The organism is Streptomyces yongxingensis (assembly GCF_055597465.1).
The window spans coordinates 6,885,123-6,909,209 of the sequence record NZ_CM145717.1; the positions used below are offsets into that span (position 1 = coordinate 6,885,123).

A 24,087-nucleotide genomic window follows, 5' to 3' on the forward strand; every position below is an offset into this window, starting at 1 on the left:
GGTGCCGATCGATCCGCTCCCCGACTGGGTGCTCCAGCAGCGCCGCCGGGTGGGCGATCGCATCCGAGACCTTCGCGAGGAGCGGGAGCTGTCGCAGGAGGGGTTGGCCGAGCTGACTGGCCTGAGCCGTCACACGATCTACCGCATTGAGCTGGCTCAGTACGGCACGTCCATCGATCACTTGGCGCTCATCGCTCGTGCACTCCGCGTCGAGATCGTTGCCCCATTCAGTTAGATGCCGTCAGCATCTGCGACTACCTGCGCGTAGGTGTTACCGGCGTTACCCGAAAGGCAAAACGTCAGCGGTCGACCCGGACCCCCGCCCGCGCGCCACGGGGGCGACGCACGGACGGGGGCTCTCGAACTACCGGCCGGGAGCGACGCCCGTACCGCCGCACCGGTTGCACGGCACGGCATACGCGACGCCCCCGTCCGCAACAACGGTCGCTCTCATGCGCGGCCCTCGGCGTCGGCGGACGCATCCGCAGGCGTTCTCAGACTGCACCTGCGGGTTCTGGAGTTGCTCAACGAGCGCGACCAGTCCAGCCCGCTTCGGGTTTACCCACTGTATTGCCATGACCACCTCCCGTGGCGATCGTACGGGCGTGACGCCCTGCCGGTCAGCCAGACGTCAGTTCGGGCCGCTCGGACCGTCGCCCTCGCCGCTGCCCGTGCAGCTCCCCTCCGGTCCACCAGGACCGTGCTGGCAGTGAGCCGCGACCGGGATGGACGAGTCGGTGGGCGCGAGCCACAGCGCGTCGTCGACCGTGAACCCCGCCGTGACGATGGCCTGCTGGGTCCTCGTCAGCGCTTCGGGGTCGCGCCGCTCGGGGTCAGGCGCCTGCGGGACGTGGTGGACGAACGTGCCAATCCGGTCACACAGCTGGCGGTAGACCTTCGTGTGGAGGATGAGCGCGTGCCAGCCCTCGTCCACGACCCGTGACGGCGAGAGCGGCTGGTCCGCACTCGCGACCGCAGCGACGTACTTCACCGCCTCATCGACGATCCGGCCCGCCATCGCCTCGTTCAGCTCCGGGTTGTCCCGCAGGACGGTCCCGACGACCGCGGCCCGCTGTGGCTGGTCCAGTAACGCAGTAACGTCTCGCATGTGCCTGCCTCTCTGTGTTGGGTGGTGCACGGTCCTCGTCCCGGTCGCTGGCCGTCCAAGCGTGCGCCCGGGGCGGGGGCTTCTCTGGGTTGGGGACCCGGCCCCGCGGTCCCATTTCGAGGCCGGAGTCCCTGCCCTGCGGTCGACGGCCGTGCCTGGCTGCACCGACCGCAGGGTGTTCAGGGGGTGGGCCGCCGGCGCCGTCGTCCGGTACGGGGGCCCGGAACACCAGCGACCCACCCGGTCATCGGTTGAGAGCGCGGACCAGTTGGCCTGCGACGGTCCACCGGACGCTCGTGGATGTGAGCGAGACGATCCCAGGCTCGCCCATCACCAGGCCCTGTTTGGTCGGCAGGTATGGGACGCCGTACACGGCGCAGATGTCCGTGGCCCCGACCCGTACGGCGACATGCTTACCGGCGAGGTGGGGACACCTGCGCGCCGCCACGCGTGCGCAGGGCAGGCACACGGGCGGGTGGACGGTGAGAGCGTCCTCCGGCCACCCTGCCCAGTCGGCCCGGTTGTCCTCCAGTAGCCACAGCGTGCCCTGCTGGTTCCGGTCGGCGGGCCCGCCGCATACCTGGCACAGCAGGGCTTCCATCGCGCGCCGCTGACGATGGGCATGAACGGAGCCGTGTTCCGGCCGACCTGAGCCCTGTGCGGATGTGCGCCGAGTCCACAGCACGCCTCGCTCGTCACGGTCGGCGGGCGTCTCGTCCTCATATGCGATGCCGTAGAGCGATCCGAGCACCACGCGCTGCTTGAGCGCTATCTCACCGCTCCAGGTCTCGATGTACGGCACCGTGTCGGGTCGGCTCGGTGTAGTGGTCACCGGAACAGGTCTCCCAAAGGGTTGGTGGTTGAGTGCCCGTCTGCATCCCCGGGGCGATGGGAAGGCAGACGGGCGGGGCGGTTGCCGGTGCCGTCGTCCGGTACGGGGGCCGGACCTCGGCGACCGCCCGGTCTATGGGGCCGGGGTGCTCGCGAAGCAGAGCCAGACGGCGAGCACCAGCAGCGCGGGGATCACGCAGAGCAGAAGGCCCAAGCGGGCGGCGCGGTAGCAGAGTAGCCCGGCCCGCACAGCGGCGGAATGTCGACGGTGCCTCATCCGGCACCATCTCCCTCCCGCCCGGTGACCTCCTTGCACAGCGGCCGACAGACGTACAGGTCGACGGCCTCTCGGGTGACGCCCCCGCAAGTCCACTCGACCGTGCCGAGCAGCTGGTCGGCGAGCAGCCGCCGCTTGCACAGGGCGCAGTTCCAGCCCCGTAGTTGGGGGCCGGTCAGGGTTTCGGGGTCCGGCAGCTCGATGCCCGGGAGCAGGGAGGGCTGTGGGCAGGTCGTCATCGGGACCGCCGCCCCTCGTGCTCGACCGCGGTCGCGCTGGTGAGGGTCCGCGGCCGGCGCTTCGAATAGAGCGGCGCGTGCGGAGGGCAGGCATAGGTGACCTTGCCGACGTCGCTGCGGCCATCTTCCACTTCGACCGGGATGGGCTCGTCGGTGGGCAGCTGACAGCGGTAGCAGAGTTGACGGCCTTCCGGCCTGCGGCCGTACTCGGCGCGGTCGGCCTCGGTCAGTGCCCCCCACAGCTTCCAGGCGTCGGTCAGGTAGTGGTCGGCCGAGAGGGGCACGCGCCAGTGGGTCTTGGGGCCCTCGGTCCAGGAGGCCGGGGGCACGCCGAGATAGGTGCTCTCGTCGGCGAGCTCAGTGAGGACGCGGACCTGCCGCAGGTGCCAGCTCGTGGCGGCGCCCACTTCGACGAACCAGTACAGGGTGCCGTACTTGTCCTGGACGACGGCGCCGGTCTCGTCGCCGAGCAGCTCCAGGGCGCGCTCGCCGATGGTCGTGGCTGCGCGGACGGCGTCCCACCATTTGCCCGCGGGTAACGGCTCGACGTCCACGGCAGGTGGTGGTGTCCACGGCAGGATTCTGGTCATCATCGGGCGTCTCCGTGGCAGGGTATTGCCTCGTCCATGGGTGGGTCGTTATTCCGCCGAGCTACGGCGGATGTCCCTGCTCACGACGTTACGAATCAGCGCAATGCGCATGAACCGACTACGAGTACGGGATGATGACGGACCCACGACCGAGCAGGGGGAACTCATGGCGAAGCGTCAGCCAACTACCCTGACCCGCAGTCAGGGTAGGGTCGATAGAGGCCGTCGAGGCGTGGTGTCTGGGTACGTCCTACGGCTGATAAGAGAGCATCTGGACCTCAGCCAAGAGGCGCTGGCCGAACGGTTCCGGGTCTCGTTGGACACCGTCGCTGGCTGGGAGTCCGGGCGTCGTCCGCTCACTGCTGTACCCGCCGGGCAGATGCTCGTTCTCCGCCACCGGCTGATGCATCTGGGTGCCTCGCCAACGCTGTTGCTCGCTCTTGAACGCGGCATGGAAGCGGATGTTCTGCTTGCTAGCGCCCTGGACGGTGAGGTGTCTGCTCAGGACAGTCCGCTTGGCGCCTGGGTGATGCAGCGCGACCTCGTTGAAGTGCTGGCGTGGCCACTCACAGGGGAACCGCCAGGGCCGGTCCGAGGGCTGCCCGACCCGCCGCGACAGCGGAGAGGACCTGTCCCGTCGGCCCCGGAATTGACGGCCGAAGACCGTAAGCGCTTCTTCGTTCACCTCAGGCGCATGACCGAACAAGCGCGGACGCAGGGGAACTTTCTGCTACGGCGCCAGGCGATGTATCTGTCCGGCTATGACCGCGCGGAAAACGGTGACTGGCTTGCGCAGCAGCAACGCAGCGAACCTTCTTCGGACTGGCTGACCAGCTGGCTCAACGAACGTTCCGTGGCAGCCGTCGCGGCGCGCCAGGGCGATCGGGACCGTATGCAGCATTTCGTCAGGAATACGCTCAAAGACGATGAAGCCAGTGAAGCGGCGAATCTCAACTACTGGGCGTACTGGATCGGGGAAACTCAGCAGATCGAACTCTCGGACCAGTTCATCGCCTCGCGGAACCTTGGCGCGTGGCCAGGTACGCGGCTTCTTCAGCACTTGGCGCGCGGGCTGGCACCACACCATGGATACGTCGATCTGAATATCCACACCCTATGGACCCTGCTCGCCGCACGGCCCGAGCTGCTCCGCTCAGGAGATGCCGCAACCGCCCTCCGGGAACGACTGCCAGTGATGTTGGATAGCCGGGAGATTTCCGCACCCGCACGCCGCGAGCTCGAGAGCATCCGGTACGCAATCCGCCTCGCTGAGGCGTGAGAGGAGTTGACGGTGGCTGACGACCTGCATGCGGTGGCACGCTTCCTGTTCGAAGCTGGCGCGCTGAAGCAGAACCGCAGGACAGGCTGGTGGATGGCTGGCGTCCGAGACCCTGAAACAGTCGCCGAGCATGCCTGGCGCACTTCGCTGATTGCCTCGATCATCGCCCAGTTGGAAGGCGCCGACCCTGCGCGAGCCGCCCTCATGGCCGTCTGGCACGATTCGCAGGAGACACGTACTGGCGACGTGAACTACCTGGGCAAGAAGTACGCGCCCAGCCCCGACCCGCAGGCGGTGACCGCTGACCAGACCGTCGACATGCCCGAGGGCCTCGCTTCCGCTGTACGGGCATGGGTCGGCGAGTACGAAGCGAAGGAATCGCCCGAGGCGGTATGCGCTCGCGACGCAGATAAGCTTGAGTGTCTGCTACAGGGGCTCGAATACCTGTCTCAGGGATACGAAAACGCTCAGCGCTGGGTCGACAACAGCCGTAGCCGGTTGGTGACAGAGACCGGCAAGCGCCTTGCTGACGAACTGCTGAACCAGGGATCTCTCGACTGGCTCCGTGCGGCGCTGGGCGAGAAGCCATAGCAGCTCTTCGAGCTCTCAGGCGGCAAGCGAAAACGCCCCCTCCGGCCCGAGGCCAGAGGGGGCAGACCTTAACGGACGCCGTGAAGATTTCACGCCCGGATTTAAGGGTCAGAGGCGGCGCCGATCGGGAGCGAGCGCGGCCGGCGTCGTCGGGCTGCCGCTCGGATCGGATGGTGCGGGCGCCCCGTCCTTGCGGCAGACCAGGGCATCCGGGTCCCAGCTCGGCGTCTCCAGGTGGTACTCACTGGGGCATGACGGGCCAGGCGGCCCCTGCTCGCCTTGCTGGCCCGGTTCGCCCTTCTCCCCCTTCTCACCCGGAGCTCCAGGCGCTCCGTCCCGGCCGGGCGCCCCGTCCTGGCCCGGGGCGCCGGTCGCCCCCGGCTGGCCGTCCCTCCCTGGCTGGCCCGTAGCTCCGGGCTTCCCGGGTGCCCCATCGCTTCCTGCCTTGCCCGGGGCCCCGGGGCGGCTGCTTCGGGTTCGCCTCGAAGAAGGCGGCCACCTCGTCCGCACGGAACTTCGGCCGCGTACTGCCCTCGCCCTCAACAGGCTGGGGGAACGTGCCGCTGCGCCGGTACGTGTCGCCGGGCACCTTGGGCTGCTCAACGAATCCTTCGCCGCGGACCCAGCCGTGCGGCCACTTCCCGCCGTGGGCCTCCACCAGATCCTTGAACTGTTTGGCGCTGTCCGGGTCGCCGAACTTCTCGGACTGCCACTAGCCGTCTTGGCGCCACTTCACCTGGAAGGTGGCGGTGCCGTCCTTCTTGGGACGCTCCACGATGCTCGCCATGTCCCGAATGTAGAGCTGGTGAGGGGCGTTGTGTTCCCGTCGTGTTCCCAGATTCTCAGGACAGACCAAGGCCCTGACCCACTTCCGCAGGTCAGGGCCTTGATCATTAAGGGTGAGTAACGGGACTCGAACCCGCGACATCCTGGACCACAACCAGGTGCTCTACCAGCTGAGCTATACCCACCATGACCGGTGCTTTCCGCACCGGCCGAGAAAAAGTGTACAGGGTCTTGAGGGGTGCTCGCTCCCGGCTTTCGGGGAGTCGGGAGCGAGCACCGGGATGGCGGCAGGGTCAGGCGTGCCGGGCGGGCAGGACGTGCTTGGTCGCGATGGCCTTCGCCGTGTCCGAGTCCGGGCCGGGAGCGGGCACGAAGATCGCTTCCCGGTAGTAGCGCAGCTCGGCGATGGACTCGTGGATGTCCGCGAGCGCCCGGTGGTTGCCGTTCTTCTTGGGGCTGTTGAAGTAGGCCCGCGGATACCAGCGGCGGGCCAGCTCCTTGATCGAGGAGACGTCGACGATCCGGTAGTGGAGGTAGCTCTCGAGCGTCGGCATGTCCCGGAGGAGGAAGCCCCGGTCGGTGCCGACCGAGTTTCCGCACAGCGGGGCCTTGCCGGCCTCGGGGACGTGCTCGCGGATGTAAGCCAGGACCTGGTCCTGGGCGTCCTCGAGCGTGGTCCCGCCCTCGAGCTCGGCGAGCAGGCCGGAGGTGGTGTGCATCTCGCGCACCACCTCGGGCATGGTGACCAGCGCTTCCGCGGGAGGCCGGACAACGATGTCCACTCCGTCGCCCAGGATGTTCAGCTCGGAGTCCGTGACCAGCGCGGCCACCTCGATAAGCGCGTCGTTCGCCAGCGAGAGCCCGGTCATCTCGCAGTCGATCCACACCATGCGATCGTTCATACGTCTCACCCTACGGGGCGTTCCCGCTGGCCGGGCAGGGACGGACGGCCCGGGGCCCGGCCCGCGGCCTGTTCGGGCAGGCGTGGGGCGTACGCGTCCGACTCCGGTTTGCCAGGTTCCGGATGCGGAGCGTGATGGTGGTGCGGAGGGTGCCCCGAGTGGCCGGTGGGGGCGCCGGGCGCGCCCGGCCGCCGCAGCGGCAGGGAGTGGTCGCCGGCGCGGGGTTCGATCACCTCGGCGCGGTCGGGCCGGTCGGCCCGCTCCAGCCGCTCCAGGCGGTCGGGGCGGTCCGGGCGCTCCGCGGGCCCGCCCTGGGGCCTGCGGGCGCGGTACGCGGCCCGGTAGGCGGCCGGGGAGGACCCCAGCTGCCGCCGGAAGTGCCCGCGCAGCGCGACCGGCGAGCGGAAGCCACAGCGCCCCGCGACCTCGTCGACCGAGTAGTCGGAGGTCTCCAGGAGCCGCTGCGCCTGCAGCACCCGCTGGGTGATCAGCCACTGGAGTGGAGCGCTCCCAGTGAGCGAGCGGAACCTGCGGTCGAAGGTCCTGCGACTCATGTAGGCGCGGGCGGCCAGGGCCTCGACGTCGAACTGCTCGTGCAGGTGCTCGAGCGCCCACGCCACCACCTCGGCGAGCGGATCCGCCCCGATCTCCTCTGGTAACGACCTGTCCAGGTAGCGCTCCTGCCCTCCGCTGCGGCGCGGCGGGACGACCAGGCGCCTGGCGAGGGCGCCGGCGGCGTCCGCGCCGTGGTCGGTGCGCACGATGTGCAGGCACAGGTCGATCCCGGCGGCGGTGCCCGCCGAGGTCAGTACGTCGCCGTCGTCCACGAACAGCTCGCGCGGATCCACGTGGACGGATGGGTAGCGCTTGGCGAGCGTCGGCGCGTACATCCAGTGGGTGGTCGCCGGGCGGCCGTCCAGCAGCCCGGCGGCGGCCAGTACGAAGGCCCCGGTGCACAGGCCCACGATCCGCGCGCCCTCCTCGTGCGCGCGGCGCAGCGCGTCGAGCGCGGCGGCCGGTGGCGGCTGGGTTATCGACCGCCAGGCCGGTACGACGACGGTGCCGGCCCGGGAGAGTGCCTCCAGGCCGTATGGTGCGGTCAGTTCCAGTCCGCCAGTCGTTCGCAGTGGCACATCTTCGCCCGCGCACACCAGAAGTCGGTACCGAGGGACTCCGGCGTCCTGCCGGTCGATACCGAAGACGGAGAGCGGGATGGAGCTTTCGAAGATGGGGCCGCCGCTGAACAGCAGCACCGCGACGATTTCTCGTCGCCGGCGTCCGGAGAGCTTGCGCGAGGTCTCCGGTACGGTCGTGGAGTCCTGGCTCATGGCACTAAGCCCCCCTCGGTGGTCGCGTCCTCTCGGTCCTGCACGTTTCCCCTCGGTCCTGAACGGTTCCCCCGCCGGTCATGGCCAAGATCGAATCTACTGTGTCGCGTGTGGTCGCCGTGACCAGTTCACCACCCGCCACTATGTCGACATGACAACTTGGCGCGAAGCATTCGATCACGAAGCGTTGCACTCGTAGCCCTCGCTGTGAAGTACGCCTTGTGCGGACACCCACTTCCCGTAGGGGGTACGTGCGCTCCGGACCCCTTTCCACGCTGGCCGGACGGGTGTTGAGCACGGCGTTTGCCAAGGAAAGAAGTGGGACCGGAAGTTGGCTGAAAACAAGCGGGCGCAGACGTACGGATGGGTCATACGACCGGCGTACGTCCCGCTCGTACTTCTTCAGGGTCCACGCGGCCGTCGTCCGGGCTCGAGCGGCGCTATAGCGGCGCTCCATCGGCGCTGAGTGCGCGGAGCGCTACGTACCGTTTCCCTGTTCCGGGCCTTTCCGGTCCGCCCTCAGACGCGGCGGCCGCCCCGGTGCGCGCCGATCCCCGTACGGCCGTGGCGGCCCCGGTGCGGGCTGACGCCGTCCGCGCCCAGCCGGGCCGCGGTGCGCTCGGAGTGGCGCAGCAGGGTGTGGCTGGCCGCCGTCACGGCGGCGAGGCCCGCGGCGGCCCCCAGCGCGGCGCCGAAGGGCGATCCGCACATGAGCAGGACGACGGGGACCACGGCGCAACTGAAGGCCGCCCAGCGGATCACCTCGCTCACCGCGTCGCTAGCGGGGGCCTGGACCTGGGCTCGAGGGGGGCTCGGAACGTGGGGCCGTCCGGGTGTCCCGGCCCCGCCGCCGGGGGTGGAGCCGGGGGCGTCGTTCTCGGGGGCGACGGGCACGGGCAGGGCTCCTCTCGAGCGGCCGGCGAGGTGTCGGCAGGAGGCTCGGCGCGGGGTGGCGAGGGGGCGGCGGGCGGGGGATCGGGGCAGGTGAGCGGGGCGGGCCGGGGCCGCCGCGCCCGGTGCCGCTACTACAACGCCCGGCCCGCCCCCAGGTCACTGCCGGGCGGCCGCACGGCGTACCGCGGCGGCCCCGCCGAGCCGGGCCGCGGGCCGGGGTCCGGGCAGACGGGGGACCACTTGGGGCATTGCGTTACGGGCCGCCCTCCGGCATGCTCCGGGGAACGCTTCGGGCGGCTCCGCTCCCGTGGCAACCTCTGGGCAGGTGGTGAATGCCGCCGTACCCTTGGGGGTAAGGGCTTGGAAAGATGAATCCCGGACGGATTTCGACCCCTCGAGACCGTCTCCGAGCTCCAGCGGAGCTCAAGTCCCCCGACAACCCCCTACCTGAGCCCCCGCCGATCCCTCCGCACGAGGACATCCTTCGCCGAGACACCGATGGCCGGTCACGAAATCCCCGAACCCGCGGACCGCAAGCGGGTCGCCGATCACATGGCGCACCCCGAAGCGGCGGAAGAAACACGTCATTCCTGCGATCCAGCGTTCCAGCACGGTGTTGTGGTGGGATTCGACGGTTCCATGTCGAGCGAGCGCGCCCTCGCCTATGCGATCGGCATGGCCCGGCGCTCCGGCTCAGGGCTGATCATCGTCCATGTGGCCAACCGGCTGCCGACGACGGTCTGGGCGGGCTGTGAGCCGCCGGTCTTCGTCGACGTCCCCGATCACCGCACCGAGGTGCTGGGGCTCGAGCTGGCCTGTGCCGATCATCTCTCCGAGGTGCCCTGGATCCTCGTCGAGCGGGGTGGGGACATCTGCCATGAACTGGAGGAGGTCGGCCGGGAGTACGCGGCCGACGCCATCGTGGTGGGCTCCACGCACGGGCTGGTGGGGCGGATCTTCGGCTCGGTCGCGGGGCGGCTCGCGCGGCGGGCGCAGCGGCCCGTCGTCGTCATCCCCTGACGTCCGCCCGTCGTCACCCTCCGAGCATTCCCTCAGTGCCCTCGGTCCCGTTTCTCGCGGGCCGCGTCCTGCCCGCCCTTCCGTGCCCTGCCGGCTGCTTCCCGGGCCCTTTGGGCCCTTCTGAGTTCGCTTGAGTTCCTGAGACTCTGGACGCACAGCACCCGGCGTGCCTCCTCGTCAAGCGAGGTTGTTCATTCCAAAACCTCTGCCGCCGGCCCGACGTGGCGCGGGCGCTTGGAACCGGACACCCTCAACTCCTTTTGACCGCAGGTGAGATGGCGTCAAGTCCATCTTGACAACGGGCAAACCTACCCGTGCGTAGAGGTGGATTGTGCGTTTGTGAGGGGTACAAACCGTTCGATCGTGCTGTCGCGCGGGAAGTGACGGTTCCCGCGCGACGGCCAGCCGCCGGTGTACGAGAGGCGACGCCGGCGAAGGGGAGGCGGCCCCCGCGTGCGTGGTGGCACACGCGGGGGACCGCCGAAGGATCCGCCGAGGTCGAGGGCGGTGCGGGCCTATTCGACCGTCACCGACTTGGCGAGGTTGCGGGGCTTGTCGATGTCCCGGCCGAGTGCCAGCGCCGTGTGGTAGGCGAGCAGTTGGAGCGGAATGCCCATCAGGATCGGGTCCAGCTCCACCTCGTTGCGGGGAACCACGATCGTGTGGTCCGCCTTCTCCTGCTCCCGGTGGGCCACGGCCAGGATCCGGCCGCTGCGGGCCTTGATCTCCTCCAGCGTCGCGCGGTTCTTCTCCAGCAGGTCGTCGTCCGGCAGGACCGCCACGGTGGGCACCTCGGGCTCGATCAGCGCGAGCGGCCCGTGCTTGAGCTCGGAGGCCGGGTACGCCTCGGCGTGGACGTAGGAGACCTCCTTCAGCTTCAGGGACGCCTCGCGCGCCACCGGGTAGCCGCGGACGCGTCCGACGAACATCATGCTCTTTGCGTTCGCATATTCCGCGGCGAGCTTTTTGATCTCCTCCTCGCCGCGCAGCACCTCGGCGATCTGCTCGGGGAGCTTGCGCAGCCCGGCGATGATCCGCTTGCCGTCGGCGACCGAGAGATCGCGGATCCGGCCCAGGTGGAGGGCGAGCAGCGCGAAGGCGACGGCGGTGTTGGTGAAGCACTTGGTGGAGACGACGCACACCTCAGGACCGGCGTGGACGTACACCCCGCCGTCCGTCTCCCGGGCGATCGCGCTGCCCACGACGTTGACCACGCCCAGCACCCGCGCGCCCTTGCGCTTGAGCTCCTGGACGGCCGCCAGGGTGTCGTAGGTCTCGCCGGACTGGCTGACCGCGATGTAGAGGGTGTCCGGGTCCACCACCGGGTTGCGGTAGCGGAACTCGCTCGCGGGCTCCGCGTCCGCCGGGATCCGGGCCAGCTCCTCGATCAGCTGGGCGCCGATCAGGCCCGTGTGGTAGGCCGAACCACAGCCGAGGATCTTGACCCGGCGCACCCCGCGCGCCTCGCGGGCGTCCAGGTTGAGCCCGCCCAGGTGGACGGTGGAGAAGCGGTCGTCGATCCGGCCGCGCAGCACCCGGTCCACGGCGTCGACCTGCTCGTGGATCTCCTTGTGCATATAGGTGTCGTGGCCGCCCATGTCGTACGACTCGACCTCCCACTCCACGGTGGTGGGGGAGGTGGAGGTGCGGCTGCCCTCGGTGGTGTAGGTGCGGTAGTCATCGGCCTTGAGGGTGGCCATCTCGCCGTCGTCCAGGGTGACCACCTGACGGGTGTGGCTGACCAGCGCGGCGACGTCCGAGGCGACGAACATCTCCTTCTCGCCGATGCCCAGCACCACCGGCGAGCCGTTGCGGGCGACGACGATGCGGTCGGGGAAGTCCGCGTGCAGCACGGCGATGCCGTAGGTGCCCTCGACCATCGCGAGCGCGTGGCGGACCTTCTCCTCCAGGGTGGGCGCCTGGGAGCGGCCGATGAGGTGGGCGAGCGCCTCGGAGTCGGTGTCGGAGACCAGCTCCACACCGTCGGCGGCCAGCTTGGCGCGCAGATCGGCGGCGTTGTCGATGATGCCGTTGTGGACGACGGCGACCTTGCCGTCCGCGTCCAGATGCGGATGCGCGTTGATGTCGTTGGGCGCGCCATGGGTGGCCCAGCGGGTGTGGGCGATGCCGGTGGTGCCCGCGAACCGCTTGGGCAGCTTGGCCTCGAGGTCCCGGACCCGGCCCTTGGCCTTGGCGGTCTTCAGCCCGGCGCTCTGGGTGCCCTTGGCGGGCTTGCCCTGGATCGCCAGCCCCGCGGAGTCATAGCCGCGGTACTCCAGCCGCTGCAGCCCCTCCAGCAGCAGCGGTGCCACATCGCGTTTCCCGATGTATCCGACGATTCCGCACATGGTGTTCAGGCCCTCCCATTGGATCGCTCGTGCATGCTCGTGCTCGTGTCCGGCGGTGGCGGCCGCCGTCGTGGACCGGCGTCGTACCGGTGCCGTACCGGCGTGGTCAGCCGTAGACGATGCGGCGCAGTTGGCGCAGCGAGAGTTCGGGCGGGGCCACCGCGCGGTACGGCAGCTCGGCCGTGATCCGCTCGAAGATTTCCGCGTTGGTCAGCCCGCCGGACTGCAGCTCGCGGTGGCGGCGCCGGACGAACTCCTCCGTCGTCTCGTCGAAGTACGCCAGGACGTCCAGCACCACCCGGCCCGCCTCGCCGCGGCTGAGCGGCGTACTGCGGACCAGGTGGTCGATAAGGTCATCGTGGGACATACGGCGGTCGAGCATCCGTAGATACTGCGATGCGGCGCGGTGTTTCGCAACATTCCTGCCCGATATCGGGCAGGGTTGAGTCTCGGTGACGGAAAATCCGGCCCTCGGTCGCGAGGAAACCGGTCCTCGGTCTCGCTGCTCAGCGGGGGAAACCGTCCCTCAGGCGTCGGAGAAGCGGCGGAGCACGGCCCGTTTGGCGGTGGTGAACTCCTCCTCGGTGAGGATTCCGCTCTGGTGAAGATCGCCGAGTTCGCGCAGCCGTCGCAGCAGGACGTCGTGATCCACCTCACCCTCGTCGCCCCCGGCGGGCGGGGCGTCCGCGGGCACCGGCTCGGGGGCGGGCGGCTGGGCGGGGAGCGCCTTCGCCGGGGCGCCCGGATGCGGCATCCGCGCCATGACGGCCGCCGCGACCAGCGCCATCAGCGGATCCTTCTTGAACCCGTACAGCACCACGGCATGCGGGTCGTACTTGGGCGCGGCCGTCGCCGTGGCCTTCGCCGTGATGAAGCGGAGGTAGCCGTTCTCCAGCCCGGCGGCCGGGACCCACTCCACCATCTCCAGGTCGGGCAGGAGGATCGTGCGGGGGCCGCCCGACTTCTTCGACTCCTCGGTCTTCCAGTTCCAGTCCAGCCGGACCCGCTCCCCGTCGAAGGAGGCCGTGGCGTCGCCCGCCGCCGCCGAGATCGGCACCGAGGGGCCGGGCAGCACATAGCGGTCGCAGGGGCCGGGCGGCACCTGCTCCAGGGTCAGGGCCTGGCGGACCTCGTCGACCAGATACTCGGCGAGGTCCCTGCGCTCCGGCTCCACCGAGAGCTGATACGGATCGGCGGCGTCCGGCAACTTGCCGCCGGTGGCCTGGAGCAGCGGGTCCGCCCCCTCGCGCAGGCGCAGCCGCAGCCGGCCCGACTTCCGCCCCGGTTCGTAGGCCACCCCGGCCAAGGCCACCAGGGGGACGGTCAGTTCGCCGAGCGCCTGCCGTACGGCGTGCACGCCGCGGTCCCGCCCCGGGACGATCCGGATCGCTTCCCCGTCAAAGCTCCAGGCGCCATCGCGCTGGGTGATTTCCGCCATGCGGTGAATTCTGACAGGCACACAGCGACACATTGGTCTACACCTTGACCGCAACTGGCCCTCGCGGTACCCAAGATGCCACGTTTCGTTGAAGGGATCCCCTGTGAGACGACGCCGTGCTCGACTTCTGTGTTCCCTGCTGCTGACCGTGGTGGCCGGGGCGGGGACCGCGGCCTCCTCCGCCTCCGCTTCTCCGGCTTCCCCCTGGTCCTCTCGCTCGTCCTCCGCTTCCGATTCGGGCGGCGCCGCGGCCGCCCCGACCCCGCTGGACCGGGTCGTGCCCGCGCCCGCGTCCGTACGGCCCGCGGCGGGCTCGTACGCGATCCGCCCGGACGCCCGCATCCGGGTGTCCGGCTCCGACGGCTCGGCGCGCCCGGCGCGTCGGGTGGGCGACTACCTGGCGAAGGTGCTGCGCCCCTCCACCGGCTTTTCGCTGCCCGTCACCACGCGATCGGGCGACGACGGCATCCGGCTGCGGCTGACGCCCAAGGCGGCCGGGGTGCGGACGCTGGGCGAGGAGGGGTACCGGCTCCAGGTCACCGGCCGCGCGATCACCCTCACCGCACGCGGCTCCGCCGGGCTGTTCCACGGCGTCCAGACGCTGCGGCAGCTACTGCCCGCGTCCATCGAGCGCACCACCCGGCAGCCGGGCCCCTGGCGGGTCTCCGGCGGCACCATCACCGATGTGCCGCGCTACGCCTGGCGGGGCGCGATGCTCGATGTCTCCCGGCACTTCTTCGGTGTGGACCAGGTCAAGCGCTATATCGACCAACTGGCCCTCTACAAGATCAACAAGCTGCATCTGCATCTCTCGGACGACCAGGGGTGGCGGATCGCGATCGACTCCTGGCCGAAGCTGGCCAGGCACGGCGGCTCCACCCAGGTCGGGGGCGGGCCCGGCGGCTACTACACCAAGGACGACTACCGCGAGATCGTGCGCTACGCGGCCAGCCGTGAGCTGACCGTCGTCCCCGAGATCGACATGCCGGGCCACACCAACGCGGCGCTCGCCTCCTACGCGGAGCTCAACTGCGACGGTGTCGCCCCGCCGCTCTACACCGGCACCGAGGTCGGTTTCAGCTCGCTGTGCGTGCCGAAGGAGGTGACGTACGACTTCGTGGACGACGTCATCCGCGAGCTGGCCGCGCTCACCCCCGGCCGCTATCTCCACATCGGCGGCGACGAGGCCCACTCCACCAGCCATGAGGACTATGTGAAGTTCATGGACCGGGTGCAGCCGGTGGTCGCCAAGTACGGCAAGACGGTGGTCGGCTGGCACCAGCTGACCGGTGCGCACCCCGCGAAGGGCGCGATCGCCCAGTACTGGGGGACGGACGGGAGCGAGAAGGAGGTCGCGGACGCGGCCAAGGCGGGCACCCGGCTGATCCTCTCCCCGGCCAACCGCGCCTATCTGGACATGAAGTACGACGCCGATACGCCCCTGGGGCTCGACTGGGCGGGGTATGTCGAGGCGAAGCAGTCCTACGACTGGGACCCGGGCACGTACATCAAGGACGCCCCGGAGTCCTCGGTGCTCGGTGTCGAGGCGCCGCTGTGGTCGGAGACCCTCCAGACCAGCCCGCAGATCGAGTACATGGCCTTCCCCCGCCTCCCCGGCATCGCCGAGCTCGGCTGGTCGCCCGCGAGCACGCACGACTGGAGCGACTACCGGATGCGGGTGGCGGCACAGGGGCCCCGCTGGGACGCGATGCGCATCGCGTACTACCACTCTCCGCAGATCCCCTGGCCCACGAGCTGAGGCCCCGCTCGGCCGAGGCCCGGGGCTCCGCCCCGGGGCCCGACGCCTGCGGCGGGCTGCTCCCCTCCCCGCCCCTTCCCGAGACTGGGGCTCCGCCCCAGACCCCGGGGCCCAGGGGCTCCGCCCCGGGCCCCGTTGCCGGGGGGCCGGGGGTTCTGCTCCGGATCTCGTTTCCGGGGGCTCCGCCCGGGCCCCGTTGCCGGGGGTTCTGCCCCGGGCCCCGTTGCCGGGGGTTCTGCCCCGGGTCTCGTTTCCGGGGGCTTCGCCCGGGCCTCGTTGCCGGGGGGGGGCTCCGCCCCGGGCCCCGTTACCGGGGGGCTCTGCTCCGGGCCCCGTTACCGGGGCTCTGCCCCGGGGCCCCGTTGCCGGGGGGCCGGGGGCTCTGCTCCGGACCTCGTTTCCGGGGGCTCCGCCCATGACCCCGTTACCGGGGGTTCTGCCCCGGGCCCCGTTACCGGGGGCTTCGCCCCGGGCCTCGTTGCCGGGGGCTCTGCCCGGACCCCGTTGGCGGGGGGCCGGGGGCTCCGCCCGTGACCCCGTTACCGGGGGCGCTGCCCGGACGCCGTTTCCAGGGGCTTCGCCCCAGAGCCCGTTACCAGGGGCGAAGCCCCTGGTAACGGGGAGGGGCGGGCCCATTGGTGCTCAGCTCGCGAAGCCCAGCTCTCGGGCGATCAGCGTGCGCTGGACCTCGCTGGTGCCCTCGCCGATCTCCAGGATCTTGGAGTCCCGCCACATCCGGGCCACCGGATACTCGTTCATGAAGCCGTAGCCACCGTGGATCTGGGTGGCCTCGCGGGCGTTGTCCACCGCGACCTCGGAGGAGTAGAGCTTCGCGATCGACGCCTCCTTCTTGAACGGCTCGCCGAGCACCAGCCGGGACGCCGCGTCGCGCCACGCCACCCGGGCCATATGGGCGCGCATCTCCATGTCGGCCAGCTTGAACTGGATCGCCTGGTTGGCGCCGATGGGACGGCCGAACGCCTCGCGGGTCCTGGCGTACGCCACCGACTCGTCCACACAGCCCTGGGCGAGCCCGGTGGCCAGGGCGGAGATCGCGATCCGGCCCTCGTCCAGTATCCGCAGGAACTGGGCGTAGCCCCGGCCCTCCGCGCCCAGCAGGTTGGCGGCCGGGACCCGGCAGTCGGCGAAGGACAGCTCGCGGGTGTCCGAGGCGTTCCACCCCACCTTGGAGTAGGGGGCGGCCACGCTGAAGCCGGGGGTGCCGGACGGCACGATGATCGAGGAGATCTTGGGACGGCCGTCCTCCTTGCGGCCGGTGACGGCGGTGACGGTGACCAGTGCGGTGATGTCCGTACCGGAGTTGGTGATGAAGCACTTGGTGCCGTTGATCACCCACTCGCCCGTGGCCTCGTCCAGCCGGGCCGTGGTGCGGGTGGCGCCCGCGTCCGAGCCGCCGCCGGGCTCGGTCAGGCCGAACGCGCCCAGGGTCTCCCCGGAGCAGAGCCCCGGCAGCCAGGTGCGCTTCTGCTCCTCCGTGCCGTAGAGGAAGATCGGCATCGCGCCGAGCGAGACCCCCGCCTCCAGGGTGATCGCCACCGAGGAGTCCACCCGGGCCAGCTCCTCCAGGGCGAGGCAGAGCGCGAAGTAGTCCCCGCCCATACCGCCGTACTCCTCCGGGAAGGGCAGGCCGAACAGGCCCATCCGGCCCATCTCGCGGACGATCTCGTACGGGAACTCATGGTGCTCCCAGTACTCCCCGATCTTGGGGGCGACCACATCATGCGCGAACGCCTCGACGGTGCGGCGCAGTTCCTCGTGTTCGGGGCTGAGTCGGTGGTCGATCGGCATGGCTCAGATCTCCTTCTGGGAGAGGGCGCGGACGGCGCGGGACGGGCTGGGGCGGCCCAGGTGCCGGGCCATCCACACGCTGGTGGCGGTGAGACGGCCGATGTCGACCCCGGTCTCGATGCCGAGGCCGTCGAGCATCCACACGAGGTCTTCGGTGGCGAGATTGCCGGTGGCGCTCTTGGCGTACGGGCAGCCGCCGAGGCCGCCGGCGGAGGCGTCGACGGTGGTCACGCCGTGCTCGAGCGCGGCGAGGGTGTTGGCGAGCGCCTGGCCGTAGGTGTCGTGGAAGTGCACGGCCAGCCGGTCATCGGTGACGCCCGCCTCGTTGAGCGTGTCCAGCAGCTCCCGAACATGGCCCGGGGTGGCCACGCCGATGGTGTCGCCGAGGCTGATCTCGTCGCATCCCATGTCCATCAGGCGGCGGCTGACCGAGACGGTCTGGGAGATCGGGACCGGGCCCTCCCACGGGTCGCCGAAGCACATGGACAGATAGCCGCGCACGGCCGCGCCCGCGTCCTTGGCCTTGGTGACGACCGGCTCGAACATCTCCAGCGCGCCGTCCACCGTGCGATTGAGGTTGGCCTTGGCGAAGGACTCCGTGGCGCTGGCGAAGACGGCGATCTCGCGCGCGCCCAGCGCCAGGGCGCGGTCCAGCCCGCGCTCATTGGGCACGAGCACGGGGAGCCGGGCGTCCACGTCGTCGATGAGCGGCATCAGCTCCTCGGCGTCGGCCAGTTGGGGCACCCACTTGGGGTGGACGAAGCTGGTGGCCTCGATGGTGGTGAGGCCGGCCTCGGCGAGCCGGTGGATGAACTCGGCCTTGATGGCCGCCGGGACCAGCGCCTTCTCGTTCTGCAGCCCGTCCCGGGGGCCCACCTCGTGGATCCGGACCCGGGTGGGCAGCCCGGGGGCGGGGACGGTCATGGGGAGGGTCATCACTCACGCTCCTCGCTCTGGTGCGGCTCGTGCGGGGTGACGACCGCCAGCAGCTGATCCATGGCGACCGTGCTGCCGGGGGTCACCTCGAGCTCGGTGACGGTGCCGTCGTGCGGGGCGGAGATGAGGTGCTCCATCTTCATCGCCTCGACCACCAGCAGGCCCTGACCGGCGGTGACCTCGTCGCCGACGGCCGCCTTCACGACGGTGACGGTGCCGGGCATGGGCGCGGTCAGCTCCCCGGCGTGCGCTGCGGCGGCCCCGCCGCGCAGCGCCTCCTCCACGGGGTCGTGCCCGACCACGCGCCAGGCGTCCCCGTCCCGCCCCAGCCAGTGGCTCGCACCGTGCGCGGCATGCCGGAAGCGGTGGGTGACCCCGCCGAGGTCCAGCAGCACGGTGCCCTCGTCGAGGGCGACGAGCCGTGCCCGTATGGCGGCACCCGGGTTGGTGCCGGTGGCGGGGGTGGCGGCGTCGTCGGGGTGCTCGATGCGGAGCTCCGCGTCATGGGCGCGGCCGCGCACGCGGACCGTCACCGGGGGATGGCCCGCTACGCGGAGGCGGTGGACCGTCCAGGCGGGGTCGCCGCCCAGGCGCCAGCCGGTGGGGACGGAGAACGGGTCGACCCAGCCCCCGGTGGCCACGCTCGCCGGAGCGGCGGAGCCGCCACGCGGAGCGACGGGCTCCAGCGCCACCTGGCGCAGCAGGGCCGCCGTCGCGTAGACCTCCTCCGGTATGGCCGCCGGGATCAGTCGAGCCGCGGCACGGTCGACCAGGCCCGTGTCGAGCTCGCCCGAGGCGACCGCGGGGTGGGCGGCCAGACGGCGCAGAAAGCCCGTGTTGGTGTCCACGCCGAGGACGGTCAGGGAGCCGAGCGCGGCCCGCAGCCGGCGCAGGGCGGTGGGGCGGTCGGGGCCGTGGGTGATGACCTTGGCGAGCATCGGGTCGTAGACCGTGCCGACCTCGGTGCCCTGGCTCAGCCCGGAGTCGACCCGCACCCCCTCGCCCTCCGGCTCGTCCAGCGCCAGCACGGTGCCGGCCGAGGGCAGGAAGTCCACCCGGCCGTCGGCCGCCGCGCGGGCGGTCTCGGCGCAGATACGGGCCTCCACCGCATGGCCCGCGAAGGCGATCCCGTCCTGTCCGAACGGCAGCGGCTCGCCCGCGGCGACGCGCAGCTGCCACTCCACCAGGTCCAGACCGGGCCGCCCGCCGACCGACACCGTCAGCTCGGTCACCGGATGTTCCACCTGGAGCCGGGTGTTCATCTCCATGAAGCAGTACGCCGACGGATCGTCGCCCGGCACGATGAACTCGACCGTGCCCGCGCCCACATAGCCGCACGACCGGGCCGCCGCCACCGCGGCCTCGCCCATCCGCGCCCGGGTGGCCTCGTCCAGCAGCGGGCTGGGCGCCTCCTCGATGATCTTTTGGTGGCGGCGCTGCAGCGAGCACTCGCGCTCCCCGAGGTGGACCACATGCCCCTGACCGTCCGCCAGCACCTGGATCTCGATGTGCCGGGGCCGGTCGATCCAGCGCTCCACCAGCAGCGTGTCATCGCCGAAGGCGCCGCGCGCCTCCCGCCGGGCGGCCGCGATCTCGTCGCCGAGCAGCGCCTCGTCGCGGACCAGCCGCATGCCCTTGCCGCCGCCGCCCGCCGAGGGCTTCAGCAGCACCGGCATCCCGATCTCCCGGGCGGCGGCGGTGAGCTGCTCGTCCGTCAGCCCGCTGCCCGAGGAGCCCGGCACCACCGGCACCCCGGCCGCGCGCACGGTCTCCTTGGCGCGGATCTTGTCGCCCATCAGCTCGATGGCCCCGGCGGGCGGCCCGATGAAGGCGAGCCCGGCGTCGGCGCAGGCGCGGGCGAACGCCCCGTTCTCCGCGAGGAAGCCGTAGCCGGGGTGGACGGCCTGGGCGCCGGTGCGCGCCGCGGCCTCCAGCAGCCGCTCGATGGACAGATAGCTCTCCGCGGCGGGCGCGGGGCCGATCCGCACCGCCGTGTCCGCCTCGCGCACATGGCGGGCGTCCGCGTCGGCGTCGCTGTAGACGGCGACCGAGCGCACCCCGAGCCGCCGCAGGGTGCGGATGACGCGCACGGCGATCTCGCCGCGGTTGGCCACCAGGACGGTGTCGAACATCGCGGGCGACGGGCCGGTCGCCTTCGTGGCACTCATCGGGTGCATCCCCCTCACATCCGGAAGACGCCGTAGCCGGGCGCCGCGGGCTCGGTGGCCGTACGGCCGGGCAGCGGTGCGTTGGCGCAGGCCGTAAGGGCGAGGCCGAGCACCGTGCGGGTCTCCAGGGGGTCGATCACACCGTCGTCCCACAGCCGGGCGGTGGCGTAATAGGCGTTTCCCTGCGCCTCGTACTGCTCGCGGACCGGGGCCCGGAACGCCTCCTCTTCCTCGGCGCTCCACTCCTCCCCGCGCGCCTCCATCTGGTCCCGCTTGACGGTGGCGAGCACCGAGGCGGCCTGCTCACCGCCCATCACCGAGATCTTGGCGTTGGGCCACATCCACAGGAAGCGCGGCGAATAGGCCCGGCCGCACATCGAGTAGTTGCCCGCCCCGTAGGAACCGCCGATGACGACCGTGAGCTTGGGGACGCGGGTGCAGGCCACGGCGGTGACCATCTTGGCGCCGTGCTTGGCGATTCCGCCCGCCTCATAGCTGCGGCCCACCATGAACCCCGAGATGTTCTGCAGGAAGACCAGGGGGATGCCGCGCTGGTCGCACAGCTCGATGAAATGGGCGCCCTTCTGGGCCGATTCGGAGAACAGGATGCCGTTGTTGGCGACGATGCCCACCGGGTGGCCCATGATCCGGGCGAAGCCCGTGACCAGCGTGGTGCCGAACTCGGCCTTGAACTCGGCGAACCGCGAGCCGTCCACCACCCGCGCGATGACCTCCCGCACGTCGTACGGCGTGCGCGAGTCGACCGGGACCGCCCCGTAGAGCCCCGCCGGGTCCACCGCGGGCTCCTCGGAGGGCTCCAGCGGCCACGGCGGCGACCCCTGCCGCATCGGGGACGGCGGCAGGGTGGCGACGATGGAGCGGACGATCCGCAGCGCGTGGGGGTCGTCCTCGGCCAGGTGGTCGGTCACGCCCGAGACCCGGGAGTGGACCTCGCCGCCGCCCAGCTCCTCCGCCGAGACCACCTCACCGGTGGCCGCCTTCACCAGCGGCGGCCCGCCCAGGAAGATCGTGCCCTGCCCGCGCACGATCACGGCCTCGTCGCTCATCGCCGGGACATACGCCCCGCCCGCGGTGCAGGACCCCATCACGGCCGCGACCTGCGGAATCCCGGAGCCGGACAGCCGCGCCTGGTTGTAGAAGATCCGCCCGAAGTGGTCGCGGTCCGGGAAGACCTCGTCCTGCATGGGGAGGAAGGCACCGCCGGAGTCGACCAGATAGACGCACGGCAGGTGGTTCTCCAGCGCGACCTCCTGGGCGCGCAGATGCTTCTTCACCGTCATCGGGTAGTACGTGCCGCCCTTGACGGTGGCGTCATTGGCGACCACGACCACCTCGCGGCCCGACACCCGCCCGATCCCGGCGATCACCCCCGCCGCCGGGGCCTGGCCCTCGTACATCCCCTCGGCCGCGAGCGGTGCCAGCTCCAGGAACGGGGAGCCCGGATCCAGCAGCGTGTCCACCCGGTCGCGCGGCAGCAGCTTGCCGCGCGCGGTGTGCCGCGCCCGCGCCTTCTCCCCGCCGCCCAGCCGCGCCACGGCCAGCTTCTCGCGCAGCCGTGCGGCCAGCTCGCGGTGCCCGGCCTCATTGGCCTTCCAGGCATCGGACCCCGGGTCGGCGCCGCTGCGCAGCGCCGGTGCCTGCTCCATGGCTACGAGCCCCCTCGCTCGGTCCCGCTCGGTACCGTTAGTGAACGTTAACTACTCCCCACCAGGTTAACGACCACTAACCCCGCTGTCTAGAATTGGATCCATGAGCACGCGAGCACCCGCCCCGAGCCGCCGTGAGCAGATCCTCAAGGAGGCCGCCCGCCTCTTCGCCGAGCGCGGCTTCCACGGCGTCGGCGTCGACGAGATAGGCGCCGCGGTCGGCATCAGCGGCCCCGGTCTCTACCGCCACTTCCCCGGCAAGGAGGCGATGCTGGCCGAGCTGCTCGTCGGGATCAGCGGCCGGCTGCTGACGGGCGGCAAGCGGCGGGCCGCGGAGGGGGAGGGCGCCGGGCTCGCCCCCGCGGAGGTGCTGGACTCGCTGATCGAGGGGCATATCGACTTCGCCCTCGACGACCGCCCGCTGATCATCCTCCACGACCGCGAGCTCGACCGGCTCCGGGACACCGACCGCAAGCTGGTGCGCTCCCTCCAGCGGCAGTACGTGGAGCTGTGGGTCGAGGTGGTGCGGAAGGTCTACCCCCGGCTCGCCGAGGCCGAGGCCCGCGCGTGTGTCCACGCCGTCTTCGGACTGCTCAACTCCACGCCCCACCTCGGCCGCCCCGGAGCCCTCCCGGCGCGCGCGGCGACCGCCGCCCTGCTGCACCGCCTGGCCTTGGGCGCCTTCGCGGGCGCCCATGGTGTGGATGGCGCGGGCCGGCGGGGGCACCTCCCGGCGGTAGCCGGGGGCGAAGCGAGCCCCATAGAGGCTGGACAGGCCGGCTAACTCGCGGGTAGCTTTCACTGAGCAAGCGCTTAGGTGAGCGTTGCCAAGAACATCATCGAGGAATCACGACGGCGGCCGGGCGGATCCGCGAGAGCGGCGGCGGCTTAGCCGCGAGGAGGGCCACGCCAATATGCGCCGCACGGTGTTCAACGAGGACCACGAGGCGTTCCGGGAGACCATCCGCGACTTCATCGCGGCCGAGGTCGTGCCGTACTACGACGAGTGGCGGGAGGCCGGCCAGGCCCCGCGCGAGTTCTACAAGAAGCTCGGTGAGCTCGGTGTCTTCGGCATCGAGGTGCCCGAGGAGTACGGCGGGGCCGGCGAGACCAGCTTCAAGTTCAACGCCGTCATCACCGAGGAGACCGCCCGCGCCGGGGTCAGCTTCGGTGGCAGCAGTGTCCACACCGCGCTGTGCCTGCCGTACCTGCTCAAGTACGCCAATCAGGAGCAGAAGCGGCGCTGGCTGCCCTCCTTCGTCACCGGCGACATGATGACCGCCATCGCCATGACCGAGCCCGGCACCGGCTCCGACCTGGCGGGCATGAAGACCACCGCCAAGCTCTCCGAGGACGGCACCCACTACGTCCTCAACGGCGCCAAGACCTTCATCACCGGCGGCGTCCTGGCCGACCGGGTGCTGGTCTGCGCGCGCACCGCCCCGCCCACCCCCGAGGACCGCCGCGGCGGCATATCCATCCTCGTGGTGGACACCAAGAGCGAGGGCTACGCGGTCGGCCGCAAGCTGGAGAAGCTGGGCCTGAAGACCTCCGACACCGCCGAGCTCTCCTTCACCGACGTCAAGGTGCCGGTGGAGGACCTGCTGGGCGAGGAGGGCAAGGCGTTCGGCTACCTCGCCCACAATCTGCCGCAGGAGCGCCTGGGGATCGCCGTCGGGGCGTACGCACAGGCCGCGGCCGCCGTACGGTTCGCCACCGAGTACGTCCGGGACCGTACGGTCTTCGGCCAGCCGGTGGCGTCGTTCCAGAACACCAAGTTCGTGCTCGCCGACTGCAAGTCCGAGGTGGACGCGATGCAGGCGGTCGTGGACCGGGCCCTGGACGCGCACGACGCCGGTGAGCTGACCGCCGCCGACGCCGCCTCCGCCAAGCTCTTCACCACCGAGCGCGCCGCCGTCGTGATCGACAGGTGCCTGCAGCTCCACGGCGGCTACGGCTACATGATGGAGTACCCCATCGCCCGGCTGTACGCGGACACCCGCGTCAACCGGATCTACGGCGGCACCAGCGAGGTCATGCGGTCCATCGTCGCCAAGTCCATGGGTCTGTGACGACCGTCATGACCAGCGGCAACAGGAGCGCAATACGGGTCTGCA

General features: G+C 70.9%; 21 protein-coding genes and 1 tRNA gene. 7 read left to right on the forward strand and 15 right to left on the reverse strand.

Annotated features, from left to right (window positions below; genetic code table 11):
• Position 1 precedes the first annotated feature (1 nt).
• Positions 2 to 235, forward strand: coding sequence for a helix-turn-helix transcriptional regulator (locus ACZ6TD_RS29830; protein WP_471343122.1), 234 nt, complete (start codon positions 2 to 4; stop codon positions 233 to 235).
• 396 nt (positions 236 to 631) lie between these two features.
• Here ACZ6TD_RS29830 and ACZ6TD_RS29835 read toward each other — a convergent pair whose 3' ends face one another.
• The 4 genes from ACZ6TD_RS29835 to ACZ6TD_RS29850 form a co-directional block, all read right to left on the reverse strand.
• Positions 632 to 1,108 (reverse strand): glycine-rich domain-containing protein, encoded by a 477-nt coding sequence (locus tag ACZ6TD_RS29835; protein WP_471343123.1) that lies wholly within the window; start codon positions 1,106 to 1,108, stop codon positions 632 to 634.
• Between the two features lie 244 nt (positions 1,109 to 1,352).
• A complete protein-coding gene (locus ACZ6TD_RS29840; RefSeq protein WP_471343124.1) occupies positions 1,353 to 1,940 on the reverse strand; it encodes a hypothetical protein in 588 nt (195 codons plus the stop codon).
• Between the two features lie 272 nt (positions 1,941 to 2,212).
• Positions 2,213 to 2,455 (reverse strand): hypothetical protein, encoded by a 243-nt coding sequence (locus ACZ6TD_RS29845; RefSeq protein WP_471343125.1) that lies wholly within the window; start codon positions 2,453 to 2,455, stop codon positions 2,213 to 2,215.
• A complete protein-coding gene (locus tag ACZ6TD_RS29850; RefSeq protein WP_471343126.1) occupies positions 2,452 to 3,048 on the reverse strand; it encodes a hypothetical protein in 597 nt (198 codons plus the stop codon). Before ACZ6TD_RS29850 ends, ACZ6TD_RS29845 begins: the two co-directional genes overlap by 4 nt.
• Before the next feature lie 163 nt (positions 3,049 to 3,211).
• Between ACZ6TD_RS29850 and ACZ6TD_RS29855 the strand changes: the two genes are divergently transcribed.
• Together ACZ6TD_RS29855 and ACZ6TD_RS29860 are read left to right on the forward strand one after the other, a co-directional pair.
• The gene (locus ACZ6TD_RS29855; RefSeq protein WP_471343127.1) at positions 3,212 to 4,324 is read left to right on the forward strand and encodes a helix-turn-helix domain-containing protein; all 1,113 of its coding nucleotides are present in this window, start codon (positions 3,212 to 3,214) and stop codon (positions 4,322 to 4,324) included.
• Between the two features lie 12 nt (positions 4,325 to 4,336).
• The gene (locus ACZ6TD_RS29860; RefSeq protein ID WP_311035850.1) at positions 4,337 to 4,915 is read left to right on the forward strand and encodes an HD domain-containing protein; all 579 of its coding nucleotides are present in this window, start codon (positions 4,337 to 4,339) and stop codon (positions 4,913 to 4,915) included.
• Positions 4,916 to 5,813: 898 nt separating this feature from the next.
• Here the strand turns inward: ACZ6TD_RS29860 and ACZ6TD_RS29865 are convergent.
• From ACZ6TD_RS29865 to ACZ6TD_RS29880, 4 genes are all read right to left on the reverse strand, one after another.
• Positions 5,814 to 5,886, reverse strand: a tRNA-His gene (locus ACZ6TD_RS29865).
• A gap of 108 nt (positions 5,887 to 5,994) precedes the next feature.
• Positions 5,995 to 6,603 carry an oligoribonuclease gene (orn, locus tag ACZ6TD_RS29870; protein WP_137978077.1) on the reverse strand — a complete coding sequence of 203 codons (609 nt, stop codon included), beginning with the start codon at positions 6,601 to 6,603 and terminating at the stop codon, positions 5,995 to 5,997.
• Positions 6,604 to 6,608: 5 nt separating this feature from the next.
• Complete coding sequence (locus ACZ6TD_RS29875) at positions 6,609 to 7,931, reverse strand: helix-turn-helix domain-containing protein (RefSeq protein ID WP_471343129.1); 1,323 nt, start codon at positions 7,929 to 7,931, stop codon at positions 6,609 to 6,611.
• A gap of 519 nt (positions 7,932 to 8,450) precedes the next feature.
• On the reverse strand, positions 8,451 to 8,825 hold the full coding sequence (locus ACZ6TD_RS29880) for a hypothetical protein (protein WP_471343130.1): 375 nt from the start codon (positions 8,823 to 8,825) through the stop codon (positions 8,451 to 8,453).
• Positions 8,826 to 9,323: 498 nt separating this feature from the next.
• Here ACZ6TD_RS29880 and ACZ6TD_RS29885 point away from each other — a divergent pair, with 498 nt between their 5' ends.
• The gene (locus tag ACZ6TD_RS29885) at positions 9,324 to 9,845 is read left to right on the forward strand and encodes a universal stress protein (RefSeq protein WP_020871124.1); all 522 of its coding nucleotides are present in this window, start codon (positions 9,324 to 9,326) and stop codon (positions 9,843 to 9,845) included.
• A gap of 515 nt (positions 9,846 to 10,360) precedes the next feature.
• On the opposite strand, the gene glmS is transcribed toward ACZ6TD_RS29885, so the two are convergent.
• From glmS to ACZ6TD_RS29900, 3 genes are all read right to left on the reverse strand, one after another.
• Entirely contained in the window at positions 10,361 to 12,193 is a 1,833-nt protein-coding gene (gene glmS, locus ACZ6TD_RS29890) for a glutamine--fructose-6-phosphate transaminase (isomerizing) (protein WP_471343131.1), read from the reverse strand.
• A gap of 106 nt (positions 12,194 to 12,299) precedes the next feature.
• Positions 12,300 to 12,575, reverse strand: a complete 276-nt coding sequence (locus ACZ6TD_RS29895) for a hypothetical protein (protein WP_471343132.1) — start codon at positions 12,573 to 12,575, stop codon at positions 12,300 to 12,302.
• 144 nt (positions 12,576 to 12,719) lie between these two features.
• Entirely contained in the window at positions 12,720 to 13,631 is a 912-nt protein-coding gene (locus tag ACZ6TD_RS29900) for a DUF4429 domain-containing protein (RefSeq protein WP_471343133.1), read from the reverse strand.
• A gap of 103 nt (positions 13,632 to 13,734) precedes the next feature.
• Here ACZ6TD_RS29900 and ACZ6TD_RS29905 point away from each other — a divergent pair, with 103 nt between their 5' ends.
• Positions 13,735 to 15,390, forward strand: a complete 1,656-nt coding sequence (locus ACZ6TD_RS29905; protein WP_471343134.1) for a beta-N-acetylhexosaminidase — start codon at positions 13,735 to 13,737, stop codon at positions 15,388 to 15,390.
• A 642-nt stretch (positions 15,391 to 16,032) separates the two neighbouring features.
• Here ACZ6TD_RS29905 and ACZ6TD_RS29910 read toward each other — a convergent pair.
• The 4 genes from ACZ6TD_RS29910 to ACZ6TD_RS29925 are packed head-to-tail and all read right to left on the reverse strand — an operon-like array spanning position 16,033 to position 21,970.
• A complete protein-coding gene (locus tag ACZ6TD_RS29910) occupies positions 16,033 to 17,199 on the reverse strand; it encodes an acyl-CoA dehydrogenase family protein (protein WP_471343135.1) in 1,167 nt (388 codons plus the stop codon).
• Positions 17,200 to 17,202: 3 nt separating this feature from the next.
• Positions 17,203 to 18,135, reverse strand: coding sequence for a hydroxymethylglutaryl-CoA lyase (locus ACZ6TD_RS29915; RefSeq protein ID WP_471343137.1), 933 nt, complete (start codon positions 18,133 to 18,135; stop codon positions 17,203 to 17,205).
• Positions 18,135 to 20,267 carry an acetyl/propionyl/methylcrotonyl-CoA carboxylase subunit alpha gene (locus ACZ6TD_RS29920; RefSeq protein ID WP_471358152.1) on the reverse strand — a complete coding sequence of 711 codons (2,133 nt, stop codon included), beginning with the start codon at positions 20,265 to 20,267 and terminating at the stop codon, positions 18,135 to 18,137. Before ACZ6TD_RS29920 ends, ACZ6TD_RS29915 begins: the two co-directional genes overlap by 1 nt.
• A 50-nt stretch (positions 20,268 to 20,317) precedes the next feature.
• Positions 20,318 to 21,970: a carboxyl transferase domain-containing protein gene (locus ACZ6TD_RS29925; protein WP_471343139.1), complete on the reverse strand. Its 1,653-nt coding sequence runs from the start codon at positions 21,968 to 21,970 to the stop codon at positions 20,318 to 20,320.
• A gap of 103 nt (positions 21,971 to 22,073) precedes the next feature.
• On the opposite strand from ACZ6TD_RS29925, the gene ACZ6TD_RS29930 reads away from it, so the two are divergent.
• Both ACZ6TD_RS29930 and ACZ6TD_RS29935 read left to right on the forward strand, forming a co-directional pair.
• The gene (locus ACZ6TD_RS29930) at positions 22,074 to 22,754 is read left to right on the forward strand and encodes an SACE_7040 family transcriptional regulator (RefSeq protein WP_471343140.1); all 681 of its coding nucleotides are present in this window, start codon (positions 22,074 to 22,076) and stop codon (positions 22,752 to 22,754) included.
• Positions 22,755 to 22,884: 130 nt separating this feature from the next.
• On the forward strand, positions 22,885 to 24,042 hold the full coding sequence (locus ACZ6TD_RS29935; protein WP_471343142.1) for an acyl-CoA dehydrogenase family protein: 1,158 nt from the start codon (positions 22,885 to 22,887) through the stop codon (positions 24,040 to 24,042).
• The last annotated feature ends 45 nt before the right edge of the window (positions 24,043 to 24,087 follow it).